The sequence below is a fragment of the Clostridium sp. CM028 genome, from assembly GCF_030585565.1.
GTDB lineage: Bacteria > Bacillota > Clostridia > Clostridiales > Clostridiaceae > Clostridium_AD > Clostridium_AD estertheticum_B.
Window position 1 is genome coordinate 2302297 of the sequence record NZ_CP077766.1, and the last position, 24878, is coordinate 2327174.

Sequence of the window (24878 nt, forward strand, 5' to 3'; positions counted from 1 at the left end):
TTTTTAAGTTTCTTAAATAATATAAAAAAGAGGTGTATTTAAATGAATAAATGTATTTTTTCAGGAAGCTACTGCACGGAAGATGTTGTATTTCTTCTTAAAGACATATCACACCTTATAGTGGAGCAAGATAATGAATTTAGAGAAAATGCTATACAAAGTGGAATCCACTATTCAGAAATGTTACCAATAGAATATACTCCCTCAAAAGGATACATGGATATTTTCTATAGTACCCTTGAGCATTCAAAAAACAAACTAGCTTCTCTAGTTTCTATATTAAGCGAGAAAATTATAGCTAAAAGAGGTAAAAATATTGTTTTAGTCTCTCTTGCAAGAGCCGGTACACCTATTGGCATATTAATTAAAAGATATATACAGTTTAAGTATAATATAACCGCTCCTCATTACAGTATTTCTATAATACGTGATAAAGGCATAGATAAAAATGCACTTATGTATATATTAAAGAATCACCCCTTCTCAGAAATACAATTCATTGATGGGTGGACAGGTAAAGGGGTTATTCAACATACATTAACAAAAGCTTGCAAAGAATATTCGCAGGAGTTTAATATAACCTTGAATTCGGACCTAGCCGTACTATCGGACCCCGCTCATTGTACCCTCATTTATGGTACAAGAGAAGATTTTTTAATTCCAAGCGCTTGTCTTAATTCTACAGTTTCGGGTCTTGTAAGTAGGACTGTTCTTAATGATAAGTTTATTTGCAGTGATGATTTTCACGGCACAAAATTTTATAAAGAATTAACGCCCGCTGATGTTTCCAATTTCTATATAGATGAAATATGTAACTGTTTCGATGAACTAGATAATAATTATCTATATGAACTAATGAATGACCCAAACGTTACAGAAGTTGCCGCAGATATTGAGTTTGATGGTAATTCTTTAAACTGCAAAGGACTTCGCGACATCGAAAGCATCAGACATAAATTTGGCATCAATAATATTAATCTTATAAAGCCAGGAATTGGGGAAACCACACGAGTACTTCTAAGAAGAATTCCCTTTAAAATACTAGTTGACTCCTTTGATAATCCAAATTTAAAGCATATATTTAAGTTAGCCGCGGAAAAGGATATTCCTGTAGAAATATATACCGATATGTGCTATTCCTGCTGTGGCATTATTAAATCTAAAGAAAAAGAAGATCTATAAGGATGTGTTTTTATGATATTTGCCTCGGACCTTGATAGTACGCTTATATATTCTTCAAGACATTGTAACTTTATTAATGAAGAAAACCTTTTTCCTGTTGACTTTTATAATAACAATATGTGCAGTTTTATTACTAAATCCATGCACAATAAACTTGAACATATAAATGAAATTATGCTTTTTATACCTGTTACCACTCGTTCCCCAGAGCAATACACGCGAATGAAATATTTTTATGATATAATAAAACCTAAATATGCCGTTGTAGCCAATGGAGGTATCATTCTTAAGAATGGTATTGAACTTAAATCTTGGACAGATATAAGCTCTAATAAGCTTAAAAAAGTTGTATCTGTTAGGAATATGATAGTATTATGCAGTTTCTTTTTAGAAAGTGATTTTATAAAATCATATAAAACTTGTGAAGATTTATTCATATACTCTATTGTGGATGAGGACAAACTAGCTAATAACATAACAAATGGGAAAGTGGAATTAGATTATTTTGAAGTATTACGTTCATTTTGCAAAGGCTATAATTACAGCGTATCAAAGCAAGGTAAAAAGGTATATATAGTACCTAATTGTATAAATAAATATGATCCTATAAATTATATAATGCAACTAGAAAATACAAATATATTCCTTGCTGCTGGTGATTCTCTGCTAGACTACCCCCTAATTAAACATTCAAATTATGGAGTAGTTCCGTCTCACGGAGAATTACTAAGTAACCTTTTCGAGAAAACACTCCATAATAATGTCTATATTACAAAAAAATATGGTATATTTGCAGGTGAGGAAATTTTAAATATAGTACATCAAAAATTCCACGAAATTAACGATATTTCTCGTAATGAAGTATGTTCCTATATTGAATAATATTACGTTTACCTTATTTAGAACAAAGTAAATCCCCCATTATTGATTAAAATCAATAATAGGGGATTTATCATTTTGTCCACATGAAAATAAATAATAAGTACGTATTCCAGTCTATTTATTTTCATATTCCTACTCTTCTAAGCTACTCTCTTTTCTTCTGATTCTTCTTCTATTTGTTGTTGCCCTTTTTTTACAAAAGGCTTCACAATCAATTTCACAATTTCATTTACTACTATTATAAGTGAAGATAAAATGATTATCTTTAACCACATAGTAGCGCTTAAAGACACTGCATTAAAGAATTTCGAAAACACTTCAGTTACAAATATTTGTGTTACTGCTGTAATCATAATTATCTTTAAAAATATAGTGTTCTTTGTAAGGCTAGGAAATATGCTATCTGCCCCAAATTCTCTACAATTAAAAGCATTAAATAATGCACTGAAAGCAAATAATGCAAATAATGCTGTTTGCATTTCGTTTGGTCCTGTAATCCCATCTTTAGGGAATCCAGTTCCTAATATGTCAAACCTCATCTGAATCATGATAACACAAGTTATATATAAAGCATTGGCAATCATACTTCTTAACATTTGTTTAGTTATAATACTAGCATTTCTATTTGTAGGTTTTCTGTTTAAAACAGCATCTCTTACTGGTTCTAGTCCCAGGGATAGTGCTGGTGGGCCATCCATTATAATATTTACCCATAGAAGTTGTATTGTAGTGAATGGCATTTGAAAGTCAAACACTACAGATAAAATTGCTGTTAAGAATGCAATTATATTTACAGTTATCTGGAATTGAATAAATCTTTGGAAGTTTTCATAAATACCTCTTCCCCATTTAATTCCTTTTACTATAGTCCCAAAACTATCATCTGTTAAAATTATATCCGCTGCATTTTTACTAACTTCGGTACCAGCTATACCCATAGCTATACCCACATCTGCTCTTGTAAGGGCTGGAGCATCATTTATTCCATCTCCAGTTACTGCAACTACTTCTCCATTACTTTGAAGAGCCTCAACTATTCTCATTTTTGTATCAGGCTTTGAACGTGCTACTATTGAGATTGTTGTTATTTCATCTTTAAGTTCCTCATCAGATAATGTATCTATATAAGTAGCCTCTACTGCCCTATTTTTACCACTAAGTAATCCTAATTCTTTTCCTATAGCAATGGCGGTATTAATGTTATCCCCTGTAAGCATTTTTGTAGAAACTCCTGCTTTTTTAGCAGTTTCTACGGCTTCCTTAACGTCAAGTCTTAGAGGATCTCTTATTCCTACGAATCCTGTAAACACTAAGTCATTTTCTAAAGTGCCTTGCTCGGATGCCATAGCTACCTCTTCACTTATATTTCTATATGCAAATCCAAGTACACGCATAGATTTTCTCTGAAGTTTCTCTATTTCATCTAATATTTCTTCTCGTCTTGCTTGATCGAGCTCCACTTCCATGCAATTAATATGTTCATATTTGCATAATTCTAAAATAATTTCTGGCGCTCCCTTTGTTAATACTGTGGCACCTTTATCCTCTTCTATAACCGTACTCATTCTCTTACGCTTTGAACTAAATGGAATTTGATGAGCTATTTTTGCGCTTTGTCTTTCTTGTACATAATCACAAGCATCATTGTATAAAAGAAGAGCACATTCTGTTGCACTACCTAAATATTTTACTTCTTTATCAGCTTTCTCAATATCTGCTGTTGAATTTACGATACAGTTATCTATAAAATAGTTATTTCTATCGCTTAATTCATCTCTTGCTTTGAACTTGCCATTTAAGTAAACTTGTTCTACAGTCATTCTATTTTGAGTAAGTGTACCTGTTTTATCTGAGCATATTACACTTACAGAACCTATTGTTTCACAGGCTTCTTTTTTAGTAACAAGCGCATTTATCTTAGCCATCTTTTGCATAGTTATTGCAAGTGTCATATTTATCATTGTTGGAAGACCTTCTGGAACAGCTGCAACAATTAAAGCAACACATACAACAAAGGCAGTTTTTATTGGTCCAACAGACTCTAAAAAGGCAAATACACCGGTAGTATCTGGTGATATAGTATTCGCTAGAACCATTTTTATAATCATAATTATAAATAGTATCGCAGCTATTGCGCTTGATACTTTTGAAATCTTAGCACCCAAATCTCCAAGTTTCGCTTGAAGCGGTGTTTCTAAATCACTTTCTTCAAGATTTTTAGCTATTTCGCCCATTTGTGAGCTATCACCAGTGGAAGTAACTACAAAGCTAGCTCTACCATACGCAATAAGTGTTCCCCCGAAAACCATATTCGTTTGTTTTGCTGGAATAGGGTCTTGCACAATATTTTTATCTTTAGCTTGTATATTTTCCATTTCTATAATAACATCGAAATCCTTGCTCACGTCTTCTGATTCTCCTGTAAGCATATCCTCTCTAACCATTAAATCTATACTACTTATGAGTCTTCCGTCCGCTGGTACCATATCACCCGTCTCAATTGAAACTATATCACCAGGTACCAAATCACTTTTATTCACTTGAACAATTTTCCCATTACGCAATGCTTTTACTTCTATATTTTCTGTCATTTTTGAAAGCGCATCTGCAGCTTTTTGTGATTTTCCTTCTGTGAAAATTCCTATGCCAATTCCTATTGCTACAGCACATACTATACCAATGGCGTCACTAAACTCTCCTACTAATGCACTAATTACCGCTGCCGCTAAAAGTATTATCATCATAGGCTCAGTTATTGCCTCCTTAATACTATCCCACATCGATACCTTTTCTTGTTTAGTAAATTCGTTAGCACCATACTTTGCTAGTCTTTCTTTAATCTCAGAACCCGATAATCCCTTACTACTATCAACTTTAAGACTTTTTAAAACTTCTGAGATCTGCTTATTAAAATATTTCATGTTATCCACCCTTCTGTAATTTACATAATTTCTTTTAAATTAAAATGTAGAAAATGATAACCCTCTCATTTTCTACATCACTAGTATATCTATATATCTATATATCTATATATGCATATAAATATATCTACATTTATCTATAATCTATTTAAACCCAGTTTGTCTATTGGTATCTTTTTATCATTTCACCTAAGCCAGATGAAGCATCTGTTTCTCCTACGGCTGTAAATTTCCATTCTCCATTATTGCGATAAATTTCTGCAACGAATAACCCAGTTTTACCAGAATATTCTTCTGTTAAGTTAAAACGAAGCATCTCTTTATTGTCTGTTAGATTTACTAAACGTATAAAAGCATTTTGTATCATACCAAAATGTTGTTTACGCTGAACTGCCGCATAGATATTAACCACAAAAACTAACTTAGTTATATTTTGAGGTATGCTTGACAGATCAACCATAATTTGCTCATCATCTCCATCACCATCTCCAGTAAGATTGTCTCCCATATGCTGAATACTACCACATTTACTTTTTAAGTTCCCGAAATAAACCATATTTTCTTTTCCTCTTAGCTTATCATTTCCATCAAGCATTAGCACAGAAGCATCACAATCTATTTGTGCTTGCTTTCCACCAAATAAGCCTCCAAACAATCCCTTAGATGCTCGCTCCACTGGATCCCATCCAAGTCCGACCATTGTCTTTTTTAACCCAGGATTATCTTTTGTAAGATTTATCTTTTGACCTTTTTGTAAATTTATACCCATTTTGTCATCCCCTTTAAATATTCAATGAATATTTATCCACTGATTAATTTAAATATCATATTGCTTTCTATGCATCAAGACCATAATTTTTACAAAGGGCTGCTAGTCCACCTTGAAATCCACTTCCTGTCGCACTAAATTTCCATTCTCCATTGTTACGATATATTTCACAAAATACTAATGCAGTTTCTACTGAAAAATCTTCTGATAAGTCGTACCTTAGGATTTCTTCATTAGTTTCTTCATTTACCACTCTAACAAACGCATTAGAAATTTGGCCGAAATTTTGTGCACGAGCTATTGCATCATGTATAGTTACTGTAATTGCAATTTTATCAATGTCTGTTGGTACTTTAGAAAATTCAATGATTAATTGTTCATCGTCTCCGTCGCCTTCTCCAGTTCTATTATCACCGGTATGTATAACAGCTCCCGTTGAATGCTCTAAATTGTTATAGAATATAAAGTCTAGGTCATTATTGGTTTTTCCATTTGAACCTACTAAAAAGGCTGAAGCATCTAAATCAAAATCTCCTCCACCTGAATATTTATTTGTATCCCAGCCTAGTCCTATAACTGCTTTAGCTAAACTTGGGTTAGTTTTAGTTAAATCTATTTTTTGACCTTTACTTAAGTTAATTGTCATAATTATTCCTCCTTACTAATCATCATTTTTAATGCCATTTAATCTACACTAATTCCAAAGTTACTACAAAGCGCAGTTAATCCACCCTCAAAGCCACTTCCTATTGCACTGAACTTCCACTCCCCGTTGCTACGATATAGTTCTGCTACTACCACTGCAGTTTCAATACTATAATCTTCACTTAAATCATATCTTATTAATTCATTATCATTATTTTCATCGAGAATTCTTATAAATGCATTAGATACTTGTCCAAAATTTTGGCATCTTTGCACAGCTTCGTGAATAGTTACAGTAAAGTTAATCTTCTCAATAGAAGATGGCACTTTACTCAGTTCAATTCTAATTTGTTCATCATCACCATCACCATCACCAGTTTTGTTATCTCCTAAATGCGTTACAGACCCTGCTGAGTCCTTTGGATTATTATAAAAGATAAAATCATTATCAGATGTTACTTTCCCATTTGCTCCAACTAAGAAAGCCGCTGCATCTAGATCGAAGGAAGCTCCACCATCATACTTATTAGTATCCCATCCAAGTCCAACAATAACATTACTAAGGCCTGGATTAGCTTTCGTTAAATCTACCTTTTGACCCTTTTTTAAACTAATTGCCATAATAAATTCCTCCTCAGAAACCACTATATAATATATAGTCCTTCAATAATTAATTTTACTTATTAAAAATAAAAAGCTTATTATTAATCATTTCCAAAAATTCAGACAATAAACATCTTATCTGTTCATTTATAAAAAAAACTTTATTTTAGTCTAAATTATATAATATAATTAAACTAAAATAAAGCAACTATCATCATTACTATTATAACATTATTCCCCACTAAATACTAGATTACCAGTTAAATATCACTTACTGTTTTGTATATTTTTGGTGAACAAATAGCTATTCTGATAAAAGCAAGGTAAAAAATTCGATAATAGCTGATGGTTATGTTATAGAATGAATTGTTTAAAATAGCATTATCTGCAAAAGCTCTAGGGTAAAGTCCTAAAGTTTTTTTTCTTTATCTATACTAGGTAATTTTTCAACGTAAACGCTTGTGCTTGGGAAAGCCATTGAAATTCCCTCTTGCTGTAAAATGTCCAGTATATTAAAATTAACATTTTCTTTTATTTTAAAATATTCATCAAAATCTGGTGTATCAGTAAAGAAACATATTAAAATATCTAAACTAGTTGCATTAAATTTATCAAATGTAACAAGGATGCCTTCCTTACTAACCTGTGAATAATTCTCTAACATATTTCTAATCTTATCCACACAAATCTCTAATTTCTCCCTAGAGCTATAAGTTAATTCTAAATTCAAATTAACCCTTCGTTTACCCCTTCTACTAAAATTGGTTACAGCCTCATTAGTTAATTTTGAATTAGGCACTATTATTAATGCTTGATCAACAGTTCTTATTTTAGTAGTCCTAAACGAAATATCCTCTATGCTACCTTCTAATGTGTCACTATTAATCCAATCTCCAATAGTAAAAGGCTTATCTAATATTATAAACATACCTGCAATAACATTGGATGCCGCATCTTTAGCTGCTAATGCAAAAGCCAATCCTCCTAACCCAAGCCCAGTAACAAAACCTTGAATGTTATATCCCCACTTCTCAGCAATTATGGTAATAACTAACGCTACTAGCATCATTCTTAACGTTTTTGATATAAATGGGAATAATATTTTATCCACTTTTACATCATATGCTTTATGCATTCTCTCAAACAGCAGAGAAGATTCTCCAGTAAGATCATATAGTCCCCAACAAATTAAAATTATTACAGCAGAACTGAAAATCTTTTCTATAAATGAACTATCAATTGGAACTCCTGCGATAATTAAAATTTTAAAAGCAAAATAAAATCCTAATACCTCAAAAAAGTTAGTTACAGGTTTTTGGAAAGCAGCCACTATTTTTGTATCTGTTTCAAATTTTGTTTTATTAACAAGTTTTAATATTATTTTGAATACATATTTTGCGAATATTTTTTTTAACAATACAAATAATGCGAAAACTGCGATAGCTATTCCTACATATTTTAATTTATAGGATGTTAAATCATTAAAAACCTCTTGTATTTTGTCTTTAGCAAAAAAGTCAACTATGGATTGGAACAAAACAACACACTCCTTTTTTCTTATGTTAATATATATAATCATTTTAAGCTAATAATGTTATTTTCTCAATGGATTATATAGGAAGAAACAACTTTTATTAATATACAACCCTTTAAAATTATACTCTAGATGAGTTTAGTTAATTTTCCTGTAAGGTATTATTAATTAAACACCCTTATTCAACATCTATTTATATTTCTATAAGACATAAAAAAACTTCAGGGGATTTAAATTCTCCCTCTGAAGTGGTTAATCGATCACCTTAGATACTCCTTGAATTGTAAACACTATTTAGCACCTTGACTTTGTACCGGTCTCATTATTTTTAAAATGTCCAACACGTACCCCCTTATAACTATTAAAATATGATGTTTGATTTTCTTTCTCCATATTATCTCCGTAATCTATATTTTTTTCATTAAATATATAAAAAAATGAAGTTAATTTCTTTAAATTTCTATCTGCTGGTTTATAAGTTGGATCAAACACATATGACGCTCTATAGTATTTACACGCCATAGCTGCATCGCCTTTATATTCTGAAATAACTCCTAGTAAATTGTACACTTCTGCCGAATGATCATTTTGAATCATAGCTGCATATAGATACATATGTGCTAGATCATATTTATTTGACTTTATTTCATTAATAGCTTCTTTTATATTATTTTGAAAAGAACTTTCTTCATTACTATTTGTTAACATATAATCACCCCAGGTTATCCTTTCACTTTATATTTATAATTATATCTTATCAAAATCACCATGAACTTGATATTAAGAAAGTATAAAGATAAATCCTGATGTATAAAGATTATGTTAATATTTTAAGTTACGTCTTATTGTTTTGCAAAAAAAGATGAAGCTAAAAGCTTCATTTTTGAAACATTATTCATCTACTAAACGATAACCTACTCCAACCTCCGTTATGATATACTGCGGCCTAGCAGGATCCTTCTCTATTTTTCTTCTTATATTAGCCATAAATACCCTAAGAGACTGTGTATCATTCTCAAAATAACTTCCCCAAATCTCATCAACTATATATTTATGAGTTAACACACGTCCTGCATATCTTGACATTAGCTCAATTAGTTTGTATTCCATTGGCGTTAAATGTATCTCTTTATCTAAAATTATAACTTTACGTTTTTCAAAATCTATCTTTAAATCCTTCACCTTAAATACTGACTGCACATCGTTTTGTGACTTATTCTCTCCATTAAAATGTCTAAGTGCCACTCTAGTTCTAGCTAAAAGCTCTGCTACACTAAAAGGCTTGGTCAAATAATCATCTGCACCTTTATCTAATGCTTCAACTTTTTCCCTTTCAAGACCACGAGCTGAAACAACTATAATCCTAGCTTTTGTAGACTCCCTTACTTTCTCAATAACATTAAGTCCATCAATATCCGGTAACCCTAAGTCCAAAATTATTATATCTGGATTATGTGAAAAAATAAGTGTTATAGCCGCATTGCCAAATTCAGTTCCAATGCACTTATATCCCTGTGCTTCAAGCGAAATTTTCATAAATTTTTTAATAGGCTTATCATCTTCAACTATTAAAATCAAAGGCTTCATATCCACTGCCATCACCCCTTATTACAGGTAAACCAAATCTAAAAGTCGCCCCACCAGAAGAGTTATTTAAAGCTTCTATATATCCACCATGTGCTTCTATTATAGACTTACAAATAGCAAGTCCCAATCCTATCCCTCGCTTTTCTAGGGAATTACTCTTAGCCCTGGTATAAAACCTATCAAATATAGTTGGTATATCTTCTTCTGGTATGCCTTTTCCATTATCTGATACCTCAAAAACCACACTATCTTCCTTTTCTGTAACTTTAACTTCTATAATAGAATCACTCTGTGAATACTTGATGGCATTATCAATCAAATTAATAAACACTTGTTCTATTAATAATCCATCTACAAATAATATAACCATTTTTTCTGGTAGTTCAATCTTAATATTATGACTTCCCGAAAACCTCGTAACTCTCGATATAGATTCAGCAACAAGTTCTTCAACAATCTCTACCTCTTTCTTAATTTCAAGCTTACCTTCATCTATCCGTGTCATGCTTAATATATTTTCAACTGAATGTATAAGCCAGCTTGTATCTTCATAAATTATTTCAAGAAGTTCTTTCTTGGTATCATTATCAAGTACATCATAATTATCACTAATAGTAGAAACTGACCCTAATATTCCTGTTAGCGGAGTTCTTAAATCATGCGAAATTGACCTTAAAATATTGCCCCTAAGCCTTTCCGACTCAGTCTCTAAATTTATCTGTCTTTTCTTTTCGTATAACTCTTCTCTTTCAATAGCTAAAGCGATTTGTGTAGAAACGGACTCTAGAAGGATCTTTTCATTTTTTGATAACACATTTTCTTCTAAACATGCGATGCCAATAATTCCAAGAATCCTATTTTGTCCTTTAATGGGATGGTAATATCCAATACTATTTAAGGAAATTTCAGCTTCAATGCCAACTGATTTGCCTGTTTTAAAGCATTTTTCAATTGCTCCAACCTCTATATCTGACTTAAAAATCCCCCTACTATATTCTCCATTAAGCATATATTCACTTGGCTGTTGCAAATTATTTTTATCATCTACTATAGCTATCATAATATTTCTGTTAAACATATCAACTAAATTATCGCCACAAAACTCAACTACTTGTTTTTTATTTCTTGCCGTAAGCAATGATTTATTAATTTTATATAAAATTTGCATTCTATTTTCACGTATATAAGATATCTTAGCTTGCGACTTAACTCTTGAAGTTAAAGTGCTTGTAATAATTGCTGCTATAAGCATTATAATAAAAGTTACTGGATAATCAGCTCTATAAGCTAGAAAGGTATAATATGGCACCGTAAATAAAAAGTTAAATGATAGCACGCCAATTATCGCGGCCAGTATACCATAACCATATCCATCAGTACTTCTTGATACGAATAATACACCTAAAATAAATACTATTATTACATTTGATTCATGTAACCCAATTTTTCTAAATATCAGAGATATTACAGTGGCTAAACTCATAATTACTATAGTTTTAACCACATTGGTAATCATTATTGTTTTAGGTTTGATTTCTTCATAATCACTATATTCATATTCACTAGAAATTTTGAAAAACTTCTCATCAAATTTACCTTTCTTCAAACTCCACATCACCTTCCTAATATATCTAAATATCGTTTATTTAAACTATGACTATCCTAAATGCCTCTTAATTAGCAATGCTAATCTTGAATAATCCATTACTTAAAAAGGATATCTAGTACTATGCTTAGTATGGACAAAATAGTTTTAGTTTTAAAGTTCTAAAAAAAGCATTTCACTTTGAAGTGCTTTTAGTAAATTTTATATATGAAAAAATTAAAGCAAGTGTGATGACTGTTAATATTATTGCTATACCTTTTTTATTGTTACTTATAGGGATTGCTACTTTGTGCCCAGGCTCTATAATTTTAACCGAGCTTGCATGGATATCCATATCCCCCCCATGATCCTTACAAGCCCTATTAAAAGTTCCATTTATCTTAACTATATCTCCCCTATAACCATACTTACCAAATTTTTTTATACTTTGAACTTGTTCAGATTTAATCCATATTCCCATAGCTGTGCTTCCATCATTGATATTTACCCATGAGTATTTACCTCTATTCATACATTCACCAATAGCTTCACCCTTTAATGTAATTTTACTATTATCAATATTTTTGCTATTTTCGATTAATTCATTAAAATTACTATATTCCTTTGCCATACATGTTATTGAAAAAGAAAAAGCCAAAATACACACTACTATTATTGTTTTAAAAGTCTTAACCATAATTTCTTTATGCCTCCAAATGTGACTCCTATTAGCGCAAACACAGATATGAATTCTAATCTTCCTAAATACATTGCAATTATATAATATACCTTCATTGCAGTAGGCATTGTAGGCGCCGTAATCCCAATGGATAATCCTACATTTCCTGTAACTGAAGCTGCTTCAAAAGCTGAACTGAGCACTGGGTATCCATAATAGGTTCCCAACGCAGTACCTATAAAAAATAATATTATATATAATATTATTATTAGGTAAGCAGATTTCACCATTGCATCCTCTAAGATAATTTCCTTTATATGATGAAATTTAAACACCTTTATTTTTCTATCAGAATTTAATAATTTGTTTACCTCTGCAATTATACTTTTAAAAACCAATCCTACCCTTAATCCTTTAAACCCACCTGCCGTAGAACATGCTGATCCACCTATAAGCATGGCTATTATAAGCATAACCACAGGAAAATCGCCCCATTCAGTTGCAAACTGTCTGGCATAAAGATTACCAAACCCTGTAGTTGTATGCGCTGATAATACATTATAAATACCTTTTCTGAAAACCGATATACCATTACTATATACACCTGAATTTGTTAGTTTTAACGCTGTAAAAAAAGAAATAATTAAAGCTGTAATAAAAAAACTCTGTGTTTCAATATTCTTGAATATCTCTTTTTTGTTGCCTTGCCATACTGCATAATGTAATGCAAAATTTAAAGAACCAATGACAAAGAAAATCATTGTTAATAACTCATAGGAAAGACTATGATAATACAGAATGTTTTGAGACATTGGTGCAAATCCACCAGTACTCCACGCAGACATAAAAATAAATAATCCATGAAAGAAAGCACTTACAGGCTGCATGCCTATAAACATTCCATTAATCCAAAGCATAATAGTACCTACAATTAAATACACAATACTTATTTTCCATATAATTCTTGCTGTGTTTTTTACATTAGGTACGAGTTCAGCATCCTTACCTTCACCAACATACATTTTGTAAGCACCTAAAGTATGGTTTACCATAAAACTTAAAGCTAGTACCACCATGCCTTGGCCTCCAACAAAGGTAAGAATGTGTCTCCACATATTTAATCCTAGAGAAAGATGGTCAAGATTTTGAATAAGTAGGACTCCTGTGGTTGTAAATCCACTCATAACATCAAAACATGCATCTAAGAAAGATGTTGTATTTCCACTGAGTTCATAAGGCACCGCACATAACAAAGTTAATATAATCCATGAACTAGATGCAATAATTAACCCATGCTTCCATTGCAACCTTACTTTATCAACCTTGTCTTTACCTGTAAACATAAGAACTATACCTAAACTAATCGCTATATTTATACTAATAATAAAATCTAAAAGCGCGCTCCATTCCTTAAATATCAATGAGATCAATATGGGTATCAACATTAAACTTGCAGTTCCCATTATTACATAGCCTACATAAAAATTTATTATTTTAAAATCATCAAAGTTTTTTGTTATTTTTTTCATATAATCACCTTGCCAAAATCATATTAATGCCATATAAAATAAATAAAAATGTTAATGTATATCCTATCTCTGTAATTACTCCGCATACAATTTTTTTATTAGTCATAATATATTTACCCTCCAATTATAGATTTTTCTACATCATTTTTTTTATCTGTATTTGTGATAATAAGTACTTTATCACCTTCTTTTATATCTACGCAGCCTCTTGGAAAAATTACTTCCCCACTTCTTATTATTGATAGTATTACACATTCCTTAGGTATATTTAACTGCTCTACTGATTTATCTTTCCATGCGCTTCTTTTATCTATTTTTGCTTCTACTAATGTCATTTCTCCTTTATTAATGCTTTCTATAATTTTCAGTGGTTCGCTATTAAATTCACCCTCTATCAAATTGCAAATTACTTGTGTGCTACATACAGTCTTATCCACTCCTAACGCTTCGAAAATTGCTGTATTTTTAGGATTGTTGATTCTAGCTATTGTTTCATTAATATTAAAGTTTACTTTAGCCATCTGACATATTACCAGGTTTTCCTCATCTTTTCCCGTTACTGCAGCTACAACTTCAGCTTGCTCTATATCCGCATCTTCTAATACTTCAACATCTGAGCCATCCCCACATATTACATCTACTTCAAGTTCTTCGGCAACCTTTTCACAAATTTTTGTGTTTTTTTCTATTAACACTACCTGATGTTTTTTTTCTTTTAATGCTTTAACAAGATAGTATCCTACCTTCCCACCGCCAACTACTATTGCTCTCATCTAAGTTTCTCCTTCATTATTGCCTTTACTAACTTTTCTTTATTCTCCTTATTTATGCTACAAATTATTTTGTCACCCTTTTCCAATAGTTCATTTTCATTTGGTATAATAAGTTCCCCCTTTTTGGAAACTGCACATATCCTACAATTAAACTTATCTTCTATTTCTAAAATGTTATTAATTCTAAGTCTGTTTATTGTAATCTCCTCTATTGATATATCATTATTTAATATCAATAATGCATCTGATTTTTTATCTATTATTTTGTTTTTAATTATATTTATACTTACTTCAGTTGGACTTATAGTTTGTAGTCCTAGTTTTCTATAAATAAATTCCCTTGATGGATCAAAAATTCTAGCTATTACTTTAGGCACCTTAAATATATCCTTTGCAATTTGACTAGCCATAATATTTATATTATCTGCTGGAGTCATAGCTAAAAATATATCTGCTTTATCTATTCCCGCGTCTATTAATATATCATTATCTATCTCCACTCCTTTAATTCTAATTCCATTAAATCCACTTCTAAGTCTCTCTAGATTTTCCGCATGTTTATCCACTATTACCACATCATGACCGTCATTAGACAATTCCATAGCAAGTCCGCTACCTAATCTACCACAACCTATTATTACAATATACATAGTATGTTCTCCTTACTTAAATTTCTTTTAAAAAAACCATAGCTGAATTTAAAACTACTTTTAGTAAGTTAATATGAATTTACTATTAAATTTAAATACCATATGCATATTTTAAGCAATTATAGGAAATAATGCAACTTTGCATAACTGTCCTTAAAATCATTCTCCTACCTGTTATATGTGGTTTAAGAAATCTAGCAATTCTATTCTTTGTTTACATTCGTTTTTGTTCATTTTCCTCATAGTACTAACTCCATAATTGAGTATATAACTTACTTAAAAGAAGTAGAGTGTGTTTTTATCTATAATTTGCACATAACACATATTTTACATGTTAAAGTATTCACTTGTAGTTGATTATAATTAATAAAAGTGATATATAAACTTAAAAATACAGATGAGAATATTATCAGGATTATTATTTTATTTAAAATCCTTACTCAACTAAAATTAAGCTATAATTCTACACCATTAAGTGTTAAAATTATAGCTCTATATGTTTAACGACATTTCAGAAGGAAAGTCTCCCACTTCTATAAGTGGGAGTTACATACTCTAACAAATAGAAAACTTCAGCGGGAGTATAAATCTCCTTCTGAAGTCGTTAATGTTTCAGCTCCGCAGGAGATGATTTAATAATACAATTTTTCACTTGGGAAAGAAGGACTACTATGAAAAGAGCTTTAGTTGTAGATGATACAAAAAATATTCGTACGTTGCTAGGCATTTACCTTAAACTAAACAATTTTGAAGTTTTGATGGCTACTAATGGTCATGAAGCTTTATCATTAATTGATACTGTGCCCGTAGATTTAATATTTTTAGATATTAAAATGCCCGAAATAAGTGGCACAGAAGTTCTAAAACGAATTAGAACTAAAGGAATAACCGCTCCAGTAGTAATTATGACAGCTTTTGCCACAGTTAAAAATGCAGTGGATTGTACTAAACTTGGGGCAATTACTTATTTACAGAAGCCTTTTACTACAGATAAGATTAAAACTATTCTTGCTGAATTGACTACAAAAGATGATACCTATGATAAAAATATTGATAAAAATATTGAACACCAAATAATTACTATAAAATATTTAATAAATGAAAATAACTTAGAAAAAGCATTAGATACTTTAAAAGTGGTTTTATCCACCGATCCAAGTATTCCAGAGATTTATGAATTAATGTCTATAGTATATAGTAGACAAGGAGAATTAAAAAAATCGAAAATATTTCATAATATGTCGGAACAATGGAAATAAAAAAAAGCACTTCATAAAGAAGTGCTTTCTGGTGGCTTACCGGGGAATCGAACCCCGGACACCATGATTAAAAGTCATGTGCTCTACCAACTGAGCTAGTAAACCATGTTTACCTGGCGACAACCTACTCTTCCACAAGGTCACCCCTGCAGTACCATCGGCGCATTGAAGCTTAACCTTCGTGTTCGGTATGGGAACGGGTGTTACCTTCATGCCATAATCACCAGATTGAGAATATAAATATTCTCTGAAAATTGCACAGTGAATTAATCTTCTTCCTTTGTCAGAAGCTTAGTTTCTTTCTTACGAAAGAAATAGTTCCTGCGAAAGAAGTATATCGCATTACTTTTAATTATATATTTAGGTCAAGCCCTCGACTTATTAGTATTAGTCAGCTGAACATGTTACCATGCTTACACCTCTAACCTATCAACCTGGTGGTCTTCCAGGAGTCTTACTAACATCGCACTTACGTGCGAGTTATGGGAAATCTCATCTCAGGGTGGGCTTCACGCTTAGATGCTTTCAGCGTTTATCCCTTCCAAACATAGCTACCCAGCGATGCCACTGGCGTGACAACTGGTGCACCAGAGGTTTGTCCATCCCGGTCCTCTCGTACTAAGGACAGCTCCCTTCAAATTTCCTACGCCCGCGACGGATAGGGACCGAACTGTCTCACGACGTTCTGAACCCAGCTCGCGTGCCGCTTTAATGGGCGAACAGCCCAACCCTTGGGACCTACTTCAGCCCCAGGATGCGACGAGCCGACATCGAGGTGCCAAACCTCCCCGTCGATGTGGACTCTTGGGGGAGATCAGCCTGTTATCCCCGAGGTAGCTTTTATCCGTTGAGCGATGGCCCTCCCACGAGGTACCACCGGATCACTAAGCCCGACTTTCGTCCCTGCTCCACTTGTAAGTGTCGCAGTCAGGCTCCCTTCTGCCTTTGCACTCTTCGCGCGATTTCCAACCGCGCTGAGGGAACCTTTGGGCGCCTCCGTTACTTTTTTGGAGGCGACCGCCCCAGTCAAACTGCCCACCTAACAATGTCCTGTGACCAGATTCATGGCCTCCAGTTAGAACCTCAGTACTGTCAGGGTGGTATCCCAAGGATGACTCCACACAGGCTGACGCCCATGTTTCTCAGTCTCCCACCTATCCTGTACAGACAATACCGAAATTCAATGCTAAGCTACAGTAAAGCTCTACGGGGTCTTTCCGTCCAATCGCGGGTAGCAAGCATCTTCACTTGCACTACAATTTCGCCGGATGTGTTGTTGAGACAGTGCCCAAATCATTACGCCATTCGTGCGGGTCGGAACTTACCCGACAAGGAATTTCGCTACCTTAGGACCGTTATAGTTACGGCCGCCGTTTACTGGGGCTTAAGTTCATACCTTCGCTTGCGCTAAGTAATCCCCTTAACCTTCCAGCACCGGGCAGGCGTCAGCCCCTATACATCAGCTTTCGCTTTAGCAGAGACCTGTGTTTTTGCTAAACAGTTGCTTGGGCCTATTCTCTGCGACCTACTTACGTAGGCACCCCTTCTCCCGAAGTTACGGGGTCAATTTGCCGAGTTCCTTAACAACAATTCTTCCGATGGTCTTAGGATTCTCTCCTCACCTACCTGTGTCGGTTTGCGGTACGGGCACCAATATCCTCGATAGAGACTTTTCTTGGCAGCGTGGAATCAGATACTTCAGGAATAAATTCCCTTCCCCATCACATCTCAGCGTTAAGAGCAAACGGATTTGCCTGTCTGCTCCGCCTAAATGCTTAGACACACATCCAATAGTGTGCACATCTTATCCTCCTGCGTCATCCCATTTCTAATAACGTCCATTGGTGGTATCGGAATATCAACCGATTGTCCATCACCTACGCCTTTCGGCCTCGGCTTAGGTCCCGACTAACCCTGAGAGGACGAGCCTTCCTCAGGAAACCTTAGGTTTTCGACCGTTAAGATTCTCACTTAACTCTCGCTACTCATGCCAACATTCTCACTTCTGTACCGTCCACCACTCCTTACGGTATGACTTCAGCCAGTACAGAAAGCTCCTCTACCGCGTACACAATTGTGTACACCCATAGCTTCGGTGGTAAGTTTTAGCCCCGGACATCTTCGGCGCAGGATCTCTTGACTAGTGAGCTATTACGCACTCTTTAAATGAGTGGCTGCTTCTGAGCCAACATCCTAGTTGTCTTAGAAATCCCACATCCTTTTCCACTTAACTTACACTTTGGGACCTTAGCTGATGGTCTGGGCTGTTTCCCTTTTGACTACGGATCTTATCATTCGCAGTCTGACTGCCGAAATAAAAGTATATGGCATTCGGAGTTTGATAGGGTTCAGTAACTGTTGTCAGCCCCTAGCCCATTCAGTGCTCTACCTCCATTACTCAATTAATCGACGCTAGCCCTAAAGCTATTTCGAGGAGAACCAGCTATCTCCGAGTTCGATTGGAATTTCTCCGCTATCCACAGCTCATCCCATGGTTTTTCAACACCAACGTGGTTCGGACCTCCACGGAATTTTACTTCCGCTTCATCCTGGCCATGGATAGGTCACCCGGTTTCGGGTCTACGACATGCAACTATGCGCCCTATTCAGACTTGGTTTCCCTTCGGCTCCGTACCTTAAGTACTTAACCTTGCTACATATCGTAACTCGTTGGCTCGTTCTACAAAAAGCACGCCGTCACACATATAAAGTGCTTCGACCGGTTGTAGGCACACGGTTTCAGGTTCTATTTCACTCCCCTTCCGGGGTTCTTTTCACCTTTCCCTCACGGTACTTCTTCACTATCGGTCACTAGGTAGTATTTAGCCTTGGGAGGTGGTCCTCCCAGCTTCCCACAAGGTTTCACGTGTCTCGTGGTACTCTGGATTAGATCTGACTGTTTTTCCTTTTCATTTACAGGCCTATTACCTTCTGCGGAGCAGCTTTCCAGCTATCTTCAATTAAGGAATTGCAGTATTTATGATCTATCCTCAACCCCCAGATCAAAGACCTGGGTTTGGGCTCTTTCCCTTTCGCTCGCCGCTACTTAGGAAATCGATGTTTCTTTCTCTTCCTCCGGGTACTTAGATGTTTCAGTTCCCCGGGTCTACCTCTGCATACCTATTTATTCAGTATGCAGTACATAGTTGTTACTATGTGGGTTCCCCCATTCGGAAATCTTTGGATCACAGGCTATTTGCGCCTACCCAAAGCTTATCGCAGCTTAACGCGTCCTTCTTCGGCTCCTAGTGCCAAGGCATTCGCCATGCGCCCTTTGTAGCTTGACCTTGATTCTGTCTATTTACATAGACGGTTATATTAATTTTGCGAAATTGTATTAAATTAATTTATAAACTACTTGCGTAGTTTTAATTTTTTTAAAACAACTTTTTTCACTGTGCAATTTTCAAAGAACATTTTAAGAAAAACTATTCATTATCTAACTCCTAAGAGTTAGATAAAATTAGTCTCTCAAAATTAAACAGAGAACTAGGTACGATTAATTACAATAGATATTTTTGAAGAACAAATTAATATTCTTCTATTGCATCGACCGAAGTCAATACATCTACTCCCTAGAAAGGAGGTGATCCAGCCGCAGGTTCTCCTACGGCTACCTTGTTACGACTTCACCCCAATCATCAATCCCACCTTCGGCCGCTGGCTCCTTACGGTTACCTCACGGACTTCGGGTGTTACCAACTCTCATGGTGTGACGGGCGGTGTGTACAAGGCCCGGGAACGTATTCACCGCGACATGCTGATTCGCGATTACTAGCAACTCCGGCTTCATGTAGGCGAGTTGCAGCCTACAATCCGAACTGGGATGAGTTTTTGAGTTTGGCTCCACCTTGCGGTCTTGCATCTCTTTGTACTCACCATTGTAGCACGTGTGTAGCCCTAGACATAAGGGGCATGATGATTTGACGTCATCCCCACCTTCCTCCCGGTTAACCCGGGCAGTCTCACTAGAGTGCTCAACTTAATGGTAGCAACTAATGATAAGGGTTGCGCTCGTTGCGGGACTTAACCCAACATCTCACGACACGAGCTGACGACAACCATGCACCACCTGTCACCCTGTCCCGAAGGACTTCGCCCATCTCTGGGTTATGCAGGGGATGTCAAGTCTAGGTAAGGTTCTTCGCGTTGCTTCGAATTAAACCACATGCTCCGCTGCTTGTGCGGGCCCCCGTCAATTCCTTTGAGTTTTAATCTTGCGATCGTACTCCCCAGGCGGAATACTTAATGTGTTAACGGCGGCACCGAGGTTCGACCCCCGACACCTAGTATTCATCGTTTACGGCGTGGACTACCAGGGTATCTAATCCTGTTTGCTCCCCACGCTTTCATGCCTCAGCGTCAGTTACAGTCCAGTAAGTCGCCTTCGCCACTGGTGTTCTTCCTAATCTCTACGCATTTCACCGCTACACTAGGAATTCCACTTACCTCTCCTGCACTCTAGACACCCAGTTTCAAATGCAGCACCCAAGTTAAGCTCGGGTATTTCACATCTGACTTAAATGTCCGCCTACGCATCCTTTACGCCCAGTAAATCCGGACAACGCTTGCCACCTACGTATTACCGCGGCTGCTGGCACGTAGTTAGCCGTGGCTTCCTCCTCTGGTACCGTCATTATCGTCCCAGAAGACAGAACTTTACAACCCGAAGGCCTTCATCATTCACGCGGCGTTGCTGCGTCAGGGTTTCCCCCATTGCGCAATATTCCCCACTGCTGCCTCCCGTAGGAGTCTGGACCGTGTCTCAGTTCCAATGTGGCCGATCACCCTCTCAGGTCGGCTACGCATCGTCGCCTTGGTGAGCCGTTACCTCACCAACTAGCTAATGCGCCGCGGGTCCATCTCAAAGTGGAATTTTCCGAAGAAAAATCCTTTGATGTTTCGATCATGCGACCAAAACATATTATGCGGTATTAATCTCCCTTTCGGGAGGCTATTCCCCTCTTTGAGGCAGGTTACCCACGTGTTACTCACCCGTCCGCCGCTAATCCACCCCGAAAGGTTTCATCGCTCGACTTGCATGTGTTAGGCACGCCGCCAGCGTTCGTCCTGAGCCAGGATCAAACTCTCAATTTAAAAGTTTACACTTTTTTAGTTGAAATGATTAATCTGCGACAACTGTTAAGTTGTTACGCAAGCTCATTACATACTTTTAGTCTTACGACTAAATTTTACTTTATACTAAAGTAATTAACTGGTTTAACGAAATATTATTTCGCTATCTTTACCTATTTCTCTGTTTAATTTTCAAAGACCAATTTGCTTTGTCATCATGTGATGACTTCTACTATTATATCTGTTATATCTTAAGTTGTCAACAGTTTTTTTAATTCTTTTAACTGTTATTCTTCTTAATCTTTCTTGCTTCATCACTATTGAACCGCAGCGACAATTAATATAATATCATCTTTCAAAAACATAATATTTCATTTTTTTCTTTCATACGACAATTATATACAGTATTCTTTATAATGCTATTATATGTTAAGTTTCTTTTGTACTGACACACTAGGAATAGTATACCTTTATACACCAAATAATATACCAGCTTCATCACATTATACTTAGTTATAAATAAAGTGTAAGCCCTCTACATTAAGAAAAAACTCAATAAAGAGGACTTGCAACTATTATATTAAATAATCACCTGCGGTGCTGCAACTGCTTCGCAGAAGATGCATCGACGACTTCAGAAGAAAATTTATACTGCCACTGAAGTTTTTTCTTTATTATAGTCCGTAACCCCCTCTTATACAAGAGGGGGACGTTCCTTCTAAAATGTCATTAAAAATTCGGAAGATTATCTAAGTTGTCTTCTGTGATACTATTGGGTGATGACCTTATAACATCATTCCCATTTCTATTTTTACCAACAATCACCGATTCTACTGTTCCCCTCTTTGCTAACGCTACAACCTTACTCACATCCAATTCTTCACCTGTACTAGTTAATACATTTGTGATATCTCCGTCTGCATTTTTTCTTACCTTAACTATCTTCATAAAAATACATCTCCTCGTTAATTAATATAAGTAGAATTCAACATCTAAATTTTTTTAATACTATATTGTTTTTTATGTTAGCTTTTACATCACATATTTAGTATTTCCCTTTTTACCATTGTTTTATTACTAAACTATTACAAATCATATAAATTAATATTTACTAACTATCCTTTTAATATAATGAAAGCATGTAACTAATTACATGCTTTCATTATATTAAATCATCTCCTACGGAGCTGCAATATTAACCTATAGGGCTTTTAAATCCATTACCTTCAACCTCAGCTATATCAATTATAGAAATAAAAGCTTCTTGGTCTATAACTTTTATTACTCTCTTAATTTGTGGTAGTTGACCCAATGAAACAACACAATACACTATATTTTTTCTATGTTTAGTATATGCGCCTTCTCCATATAAAATAGTTACTCCTCTATTAAAATTACTCATTATCGCATCACTTACTTCTTTTTCTTTTTCTGATACTATTAAAAGCATTTTTCGTCGGTTTAATCCATTCATAACTTTTTCCATAACAGCCACCGTAATATACATAGAAATCAGAGTATATAATCCAACTTTAAAATTAAATAATACAGATCCAACAGCTACAATTAAGAAATTTATTGTAAAGCTCATTATACCTATTTCTATATCATATTTCTTTTTAGCATATATAGCTAAAATATCCATACCACCTGTAGATCCTTCATTAGAAAAAACAATTCCAGTCCCTATACCTGAAAGTATCCCGCCATATATACAGTAAAGAAGTCTATAAGACTCTTCAACAGGAGCAAGAACATTATTTAAAGATGAGGTAAGCATTAAACAAACCGATAGCGAAATGGTCCCCAATATCGTAAATGCAGTGAATTTCTTATTTATTTTTAATATACTTAATATAAGAAGTGGAATATTAAATATCAATAATGTAATACCCATTGGAAGATTGAAAATATACTGTAACATTAGCCCTATTCCTGAAAGCCCTCCACTAAGAAGCTTATTTGGAATTATAAATAAATTTATTGCAACCGCTAAAATAAAAGTGCCTAAAATAATAAGAACTATTTTCTTAAATAAATCTTTAAAATCAGTGCTAGATACCTTTTTCATAAACTATCTCCTTGTCTTTCTCTGAAATACAAAACAGCTATTAATTGGTTTGTACCATATATTTTTGTATCTTCTTCTATTATTATATACCATTTAACACTTAAAACAAGCAGAAGTACCATCCTATATTTTTATAATTTATACAATGAAAATAACAACTTATTTTATGAAAATAAATGCATTTATGTTACACTTAATTGAGGTGATTTTATGAATAATTTAGTAAATGATTGGAACGAGCTCTTATTAGAAGAATCTAATAAAGATTATTATTTAAAATTAAGATATTTTTTAAAAGAAGAATATGAAAAGGCGCAAATATATCCTGAAATGCAGGATATATTTAATTCACTTAAATATACGGCATATAATGATGTAAAAATTGTTATACTTGGTCAAGATCCTTACCATGGATCTAGCCAAGCTCACGGTTTAAGTTTTTCTGTAAAAACAAATGTACCCATTCCCCCTTCTTTATTAAATATATATAAGGAATTAAATAATGATGTAGGCTGTTATATTCCTAATCACGGTTATTTAAAGAAATGGGCTGATCAGGGTGTTCTGCTCTTAAATACCGTTCTTACTGTTAGATCCGGAGAGGCTAATTCACATAAAAATAAAGGTTGGGAACATTTTACGGACAAAATCATTGCTTTATTAAACGAGAAAACAGAGCCTATAGTTTTTATTTTATGGGGGAACAATGCTCAGACAAAACAATCTCTTGTAACAAATCCAATACACTACATAATAAAGTCTGTTCACCCAAGCCCATTATCCGCATATAGAGGTTTTTTTAATAGTAAACCTTTTTCTGATGCTAATAATTTTTTAACTTCGGTAGGCGAAAAAAACATCGATTGGCAAATTGAAAATTTATAAATATATCACTCCAACTAAAAAAAACGTCTTAGAATTATCTAAGACGTTTTTGGTGGCTAGACCAGGAATCGAACCAGGGACACGAGGATTTTCAGTCCTCTGCTCTACCGACTGAGCTATCCAGCCACATTACCTGGCGACAACCTACTCTTCCACAAGGTCACCCCTGCAGTACCATCGGCGCATTGAAGCTTAACCTTCGTGTTCGGTATGGGAACGGGTGTTACCTTCATGCCATAATCACCAGA

General features: G+C 34.4%; 19 protein-coding genes, 2 tRNA genes and 4 rRNA genes. 4 read left to right on the plus strand and 21 right to left on the minus strand.

The features are described 5' to 3' along the window. Nucleotides 1-42: 42 nt before the first annotated feature. On the plus strand, nt 43-1182 hold the full coding sequence (locus KTC94_RS10680; RefSeq protein ID WP_220320490.1) for a cysteine protease StiP family protein: 1140 nt from the start codon (nt 43-45) through the stop codon (nt 1180-1182). 12 nt (nt 1183-1194) lie between these two features. Further along, nucleotides 1195-2064: an HAD family hydrolase gene (locus KTC94_RS10685; RefSeq protein ID WP_220320491.1), complete on the plus strand. Its 870-nt coding sequence runs from the start codon at nt 1195-1197 to the stop codon at nt 2062-2064. A 140-nt stretch (nt 2065-2204) separates the two neighbouring features. Here KTC94_RS10685 and KTC94_RS10690 read toward each other — a convergent pair whose 3' ends face one another. From KTC94_RS10690 to KTC94_RS10745, 12 genes are all read right to left on the minus strand, one after another. Next, nucleotides 2205-4985, minus strand: a complete 2781-nt coding sequence (locus KTC94_RS10690; RefSeq protein WP_220320492.1) for a calcium-translocating P-type ATPase, PMCA-type — start codon at nt 4983-4985, stop codon at nt 2205-2207. A 163-nt stretch (nt 4986-5148) separates the two neighbouring features. Further along, nucleotides 5149-5754, minus strand: a complete 606-nt coding sequence (locus tag KTC94_RS10695) for a TerD family protein (protein WP_220320493.1) — start codon at nt 5752-5754, stop codon at nt 5149-5151. A gap of 67 nt (nt 5755-5821) precedes the next feature. Beyond that, nucleotides 5822-6400 (minus strand): TerD family protein, encoded by a 579-nt coding sequence (locus tag KTC94_RS10700; RefSeq protein WP_165413753.1) that lies wholly within the window; start codon nt 6398-6400, stop codon nt 5822-5824. Nucleotides 6401-6438: 38 nt separating this feature from the next. Further along, nucleotides 6439-7023 (minus strand): TerD family protein, encoded by a 585-nt coding sequence (locus KTC94_RS10705; protein ID WP_369811903.1) that lies wholly within the window; start codon nt 7021-7023, stop codon nt 6439-6441. A gap of 388 nt (nt 7024-7411) precedes the next feature. Beyond that, on the minus strand, nt 7412-8539 hold the full coding sequence (locus KTC94_RS10710) for a mechanosensitive ion channel family protein (protein WP_258876460.1): 1128 nt from the start codon (nt 8537-8539) through the stop codon (nt 7412-7414). Between the two features lie 291 nt (nt 8540-8830). After that, a complete protein-coding gene (locus KTC94_RS10715; RefSeq protein WP_220320496.1) occupies nt 8831-9244 on the minus strand; it encodes a tetratricopeptide repeat protein in 414 nt (137 codons plus the stop codon). Nucleotides 9245-9427: 183 nt separating this feature from the next. Then, nucleotides 9428-10129 (minus strand): response regulator, encoded by a 702-nt coding sequence (locus KTC94_RS10720; protein WP_220320497.1) that lies wholly within the window; start codon nt 10127-10129, stop codon nt 9428-9430. Next, entirely contained in the window at nt 10098-11729 is a 1632-nt protein-coding gene (locus KTC94_RS10725) for a DUF4118 domain-containing protein (RefSeq protein ID WP_258876461.1), read from the minus strand. Before KTC94_RS10725 ends, KTC94_RS10720 begins: the two co-directional genes overlap by 32 nt. Nucleotides 11730-11904: 175 nt before the next feature. Then, nucleotides 11905-12405: a hypothetical protein gene (locus tag KTC94_RS10730; RefSeq protein ID WP_216304194.1), complete on the minus strand. Its 501-nt coding sequence runs from the start codon at nt 12403-12405 to the stop codon at nt 11905-11907. Beyond that, nucleotides 12381-13916, minus strand: coding sequence for a TrkH family potassium uptake protein (locus KTC94_RS10735; RefSeq protein ID WP_220287443.1), 1536 nt, complete (start codon nt 13914-13916; stop codon nt 12381-12383). The genes KTC94_RS10730 and KTC94_RS10735 overlap by 25 nt, the downstream gene beginning before the upstream one ends. A gap of 113 nt (nt 13917-14029) precedes the next feature. Beyond that, nucleotides 14030-14689 carry a TrkA family potassium uptake protein gene (locus tag KTC94_RS10740; RefSeq protein ID WP_165413760.1) on the minus strand — a complete coding sequence of 220 codons (660 nt, stop codon included), beginning with the start codon at nt 14687-14689 and terminating at the stop codon, nt 14030-14032. After that, the gene (locus KTC94_RS10745; protein WP_216304192.1) at nt 14686-15339 is read right to left on the minus strand and encodes a TrkA family potassium uptake protein; all 654 of its coding nucleotides are present in this window, start codon (nt 15337-15339) and stop codon (nt 14686-14688) included. Before KTC94_RS10745 ends, KTC94_RS10740 begins: the two co-directional genes overlap by 4 nt. A gap of 671 nt (nt 15340-16010) precedes the next feature. On the opposite strand from KTC94_RS10745, the gene KTC94_RS10750 reads away from it, so the two are divergent. Beyond that, nucleotides 16011-16598 carry a response regulator gene (locus tag KTC94_RS10750; protein WP_216304191.1) on the plus strand — a complete coding sequence of 196 codons (588 nt, stop codon included), beginning with the start codon at nt 16011-16013 and terminating at the stop codon, nt 16596-16598. A 29-nt stretch (nt 16599-16627) separates the two neighbouring features. Here the strand turns inward: KTC94_RS10750 and KTC94_RS10755 are convergent. The 7 genes from KTC94_RS10755 to KTC94_RS10785 all read right to left on the minus strand — a co-directional run bounded on the left by KTC94_RS10755 (nt 16628) and on the right by KTC94_RS10785 (nt 23745). Then, nucleotides 16628-16703: transfer RNA gene (locus tag KTC94_RS10755), tRNA-Lys, on the minus strand. A 6-nt stretch (nt 16704-16709) separates the two neighbouring features. Then, nucleotides 16710-16826, minus strand: a 5S ribosomal RNA gene (gene rrf, locus KTC94_RS10760). A gap of 133 nt (nt 16827-16959) precedes the next feature. Continuing rightward, nucleotides 16960-19885: ribosomal RNA gene (locus KTC94_RS10765) — 23S ribosomal RNA — on the minus strand. A gap of 292 nt (nt 19886-20177) precedes the next feature. Next, a 16S ribosomal RNA gene (locus KTC94_RS10770) occupies nt 20178-21695 on the minus strand. The 16S, 23S and 5S rRNA genes sit together here with 1 tRNA gene alongside, the layout of an rRNA operon. Before the next feature lie 171 nt (nt 21696-21866). Then, nucleotides 21867-21989 carry a hypothetical protein gene (locus KTC94_RS10775; RefSeq protein ID WP_268064038.1) on the minus strand — a complete coding sequence of 41 codons (123 nt, stop codon included), beginning with the start codon at nt 21987-21989 and terminating at the stop codon, nt 21867-21869. 414 nt (nt 21990-22403) lie between these two features. Beyond that, nucleotides 22404-22622, minus strand: coding sequence for a DUF3892 domain-containing protein (locus tag KTC94_RS10780; protein ID WP_165415007.1), 219 nt, complete (start codon nt 22620-22622; stop codon nt 22404-22406). Nucleotides 22623-22869: 247 nt separating this feature from the next. Further along, nucleotides 22870-23745, minus strand: a complete 876-nt coding sequence (locus KTC94_RS10785) for a YitT family protein (protein WP_165415008.1) — start codon at nt 23743-23745, stop codon at nt 22870-22872. Between the two features lie 210 nt (nt 23746-23955). Between KTC94_RS10785 and KTC94_RS10790 the strand changes: the two genes are divergently transcribed. Further along, on the plus strand, nt 23956-24630 hold the full coding sequence (locus tag KTC94_RS10790; RefSeq protein WP_220320583.1) for a uracil-DNA glycosylase: 675 nt from the start codon (nt 23956-23958) through the stop codon (nt 24628-24630). 50 nt (nt 24631-24680) lie between these two features. Here the strand turns inward: KTC94_RS10790 and KTC94_RS10795 are convergent. Both KTC94_RS10795 and rrf (KTC94_RS10800) read right to left on the minus strand, forming a co-directional pair. Further along, nucleotides 24681-24756 (minus strand) — tRNA-Phe (locus tag KTC94_RS10795). Nucleotides 24757-24761: 5 nt separating this feature from the next. Beyond that, a 5S ribosomal RNA gene (gene rrf, locus KTC94_RS10800) occupies nt 24762-24878 on the minus strand.

What these genes read in the sequence shown, in the direction of transcription:
- KTC94_RS10685 (WP_220320491.1), top strand. Translation starts at nt 1,195, where the DNA reads ATGATATTTGCCTCGGACCTTGATAGTACGCTTATATATTCTTCAAGA.
- KTC94_RS10775 (WP_268064038.1), bottom strand. Translation starts at nt 21,989, where the DNA reads ATGAAGCAAGAAAGATTAAGAAGAATAACAGTTAAAAGAATTAAAAAA.
- KTC94_RS10730 (WP_216304194.1), bottom strand. Translation starts at nt 12,405, where the DNA reads ATGGTTAAGACTTTTAAAACAATAATAGTAGTGTGTATTTTGGCTTTT.
- KTC94_RS10740 (WP_165413760.1), bottom strand. Translation starts at nt 14,689, where the DNA reads ATGAGAGCAATAGTAGTTGGCGGTGGGAAGGTAGGATACTATCTTGTT.
- KTC94_RS10700 (WP_165413753.1), bottom strand. Translation starts at nt 6,400, where the DNA reads ATGACAATTAACTTAAGTAAAGGTCAAAAAATAGATTTAACTAAAACT.
- KTC94_RS10745 (WP_216304192.1), bottom strand. Translation starts at nt 15,339, where the DNA reads ATGTATATTGTAATAATAGGTTGTGGTAGATTAGGTAGCGGACTTGCT.
- KTC94_RS10750 (WP_216304191.1), top strand. Translation starts at nt 16,011, where the DNA reads ATGAAAAGAGCTTTAGTTGTAGATGATACAAAAAATATTCGTACGTTG.
- KTC94_RS10785 (WP_165415008.1), bottom strand. Translation starts at nt 23,745, where the DNA reads ATGAAAAAGGTATCTAGCACTGATTTTAAAGATTTATTTAAGAAAATA.
- KTC94_RS10680 (WP_220320490.1), top strand. Translation starts at nt 43, where the DNA reads ATGAATAAATGTATTTTTTCAGGAAGCTACTGCACGGAAGATGTTGTA.
- KTC94_RS10690 (WP_220320492.1), bottom strand. Translation starts at nt 4,985, where the DNA reads ATGAAATATTTTAATAAGCAGATCTCAGAAGTTTTAAAAAGTCTTAAA.
- KTC94_RS10695 (WP_220320493.1), bottom strand. Translation starts at nt 5,754, where the DNA reads ATGGGTATAAATTTACAAAAAGGTCAAAAGATAAATCTTACAAAAGAT.
- KTC94_RS10735 (WP_220287443.1), bottom strand. Translation starts at nt 13,916, where the DNA reads ATGAAAAAAATAACAAAAAACTTTGATGATTTTAAAATAATAAATTTT.
- KTC94_RS10715 (WP_220320496.1), bottom strand. Translation starts at nt 9,244, where the DNA reads ATGTTAACAAATAGTAATGAAGAAAGTTCTTTTCAAAATAATATAAAA.
- KTC94_RS10780 (WP_165415007.1), bottom strand. Translation starts at nt 22,622, where the DNA reads ATGAAGATAGTTAAGGTAAGAAAAAATGCAGACGGAGATATCACAAAT.
- KTC94_RS10790 (WP_220320583.1), top strand. Translation starts at nt 23,956, where the DNA reads ATGAATAATTTAGTAAATGATTGGAACGAGCTCTTATTAGAAGAATCT.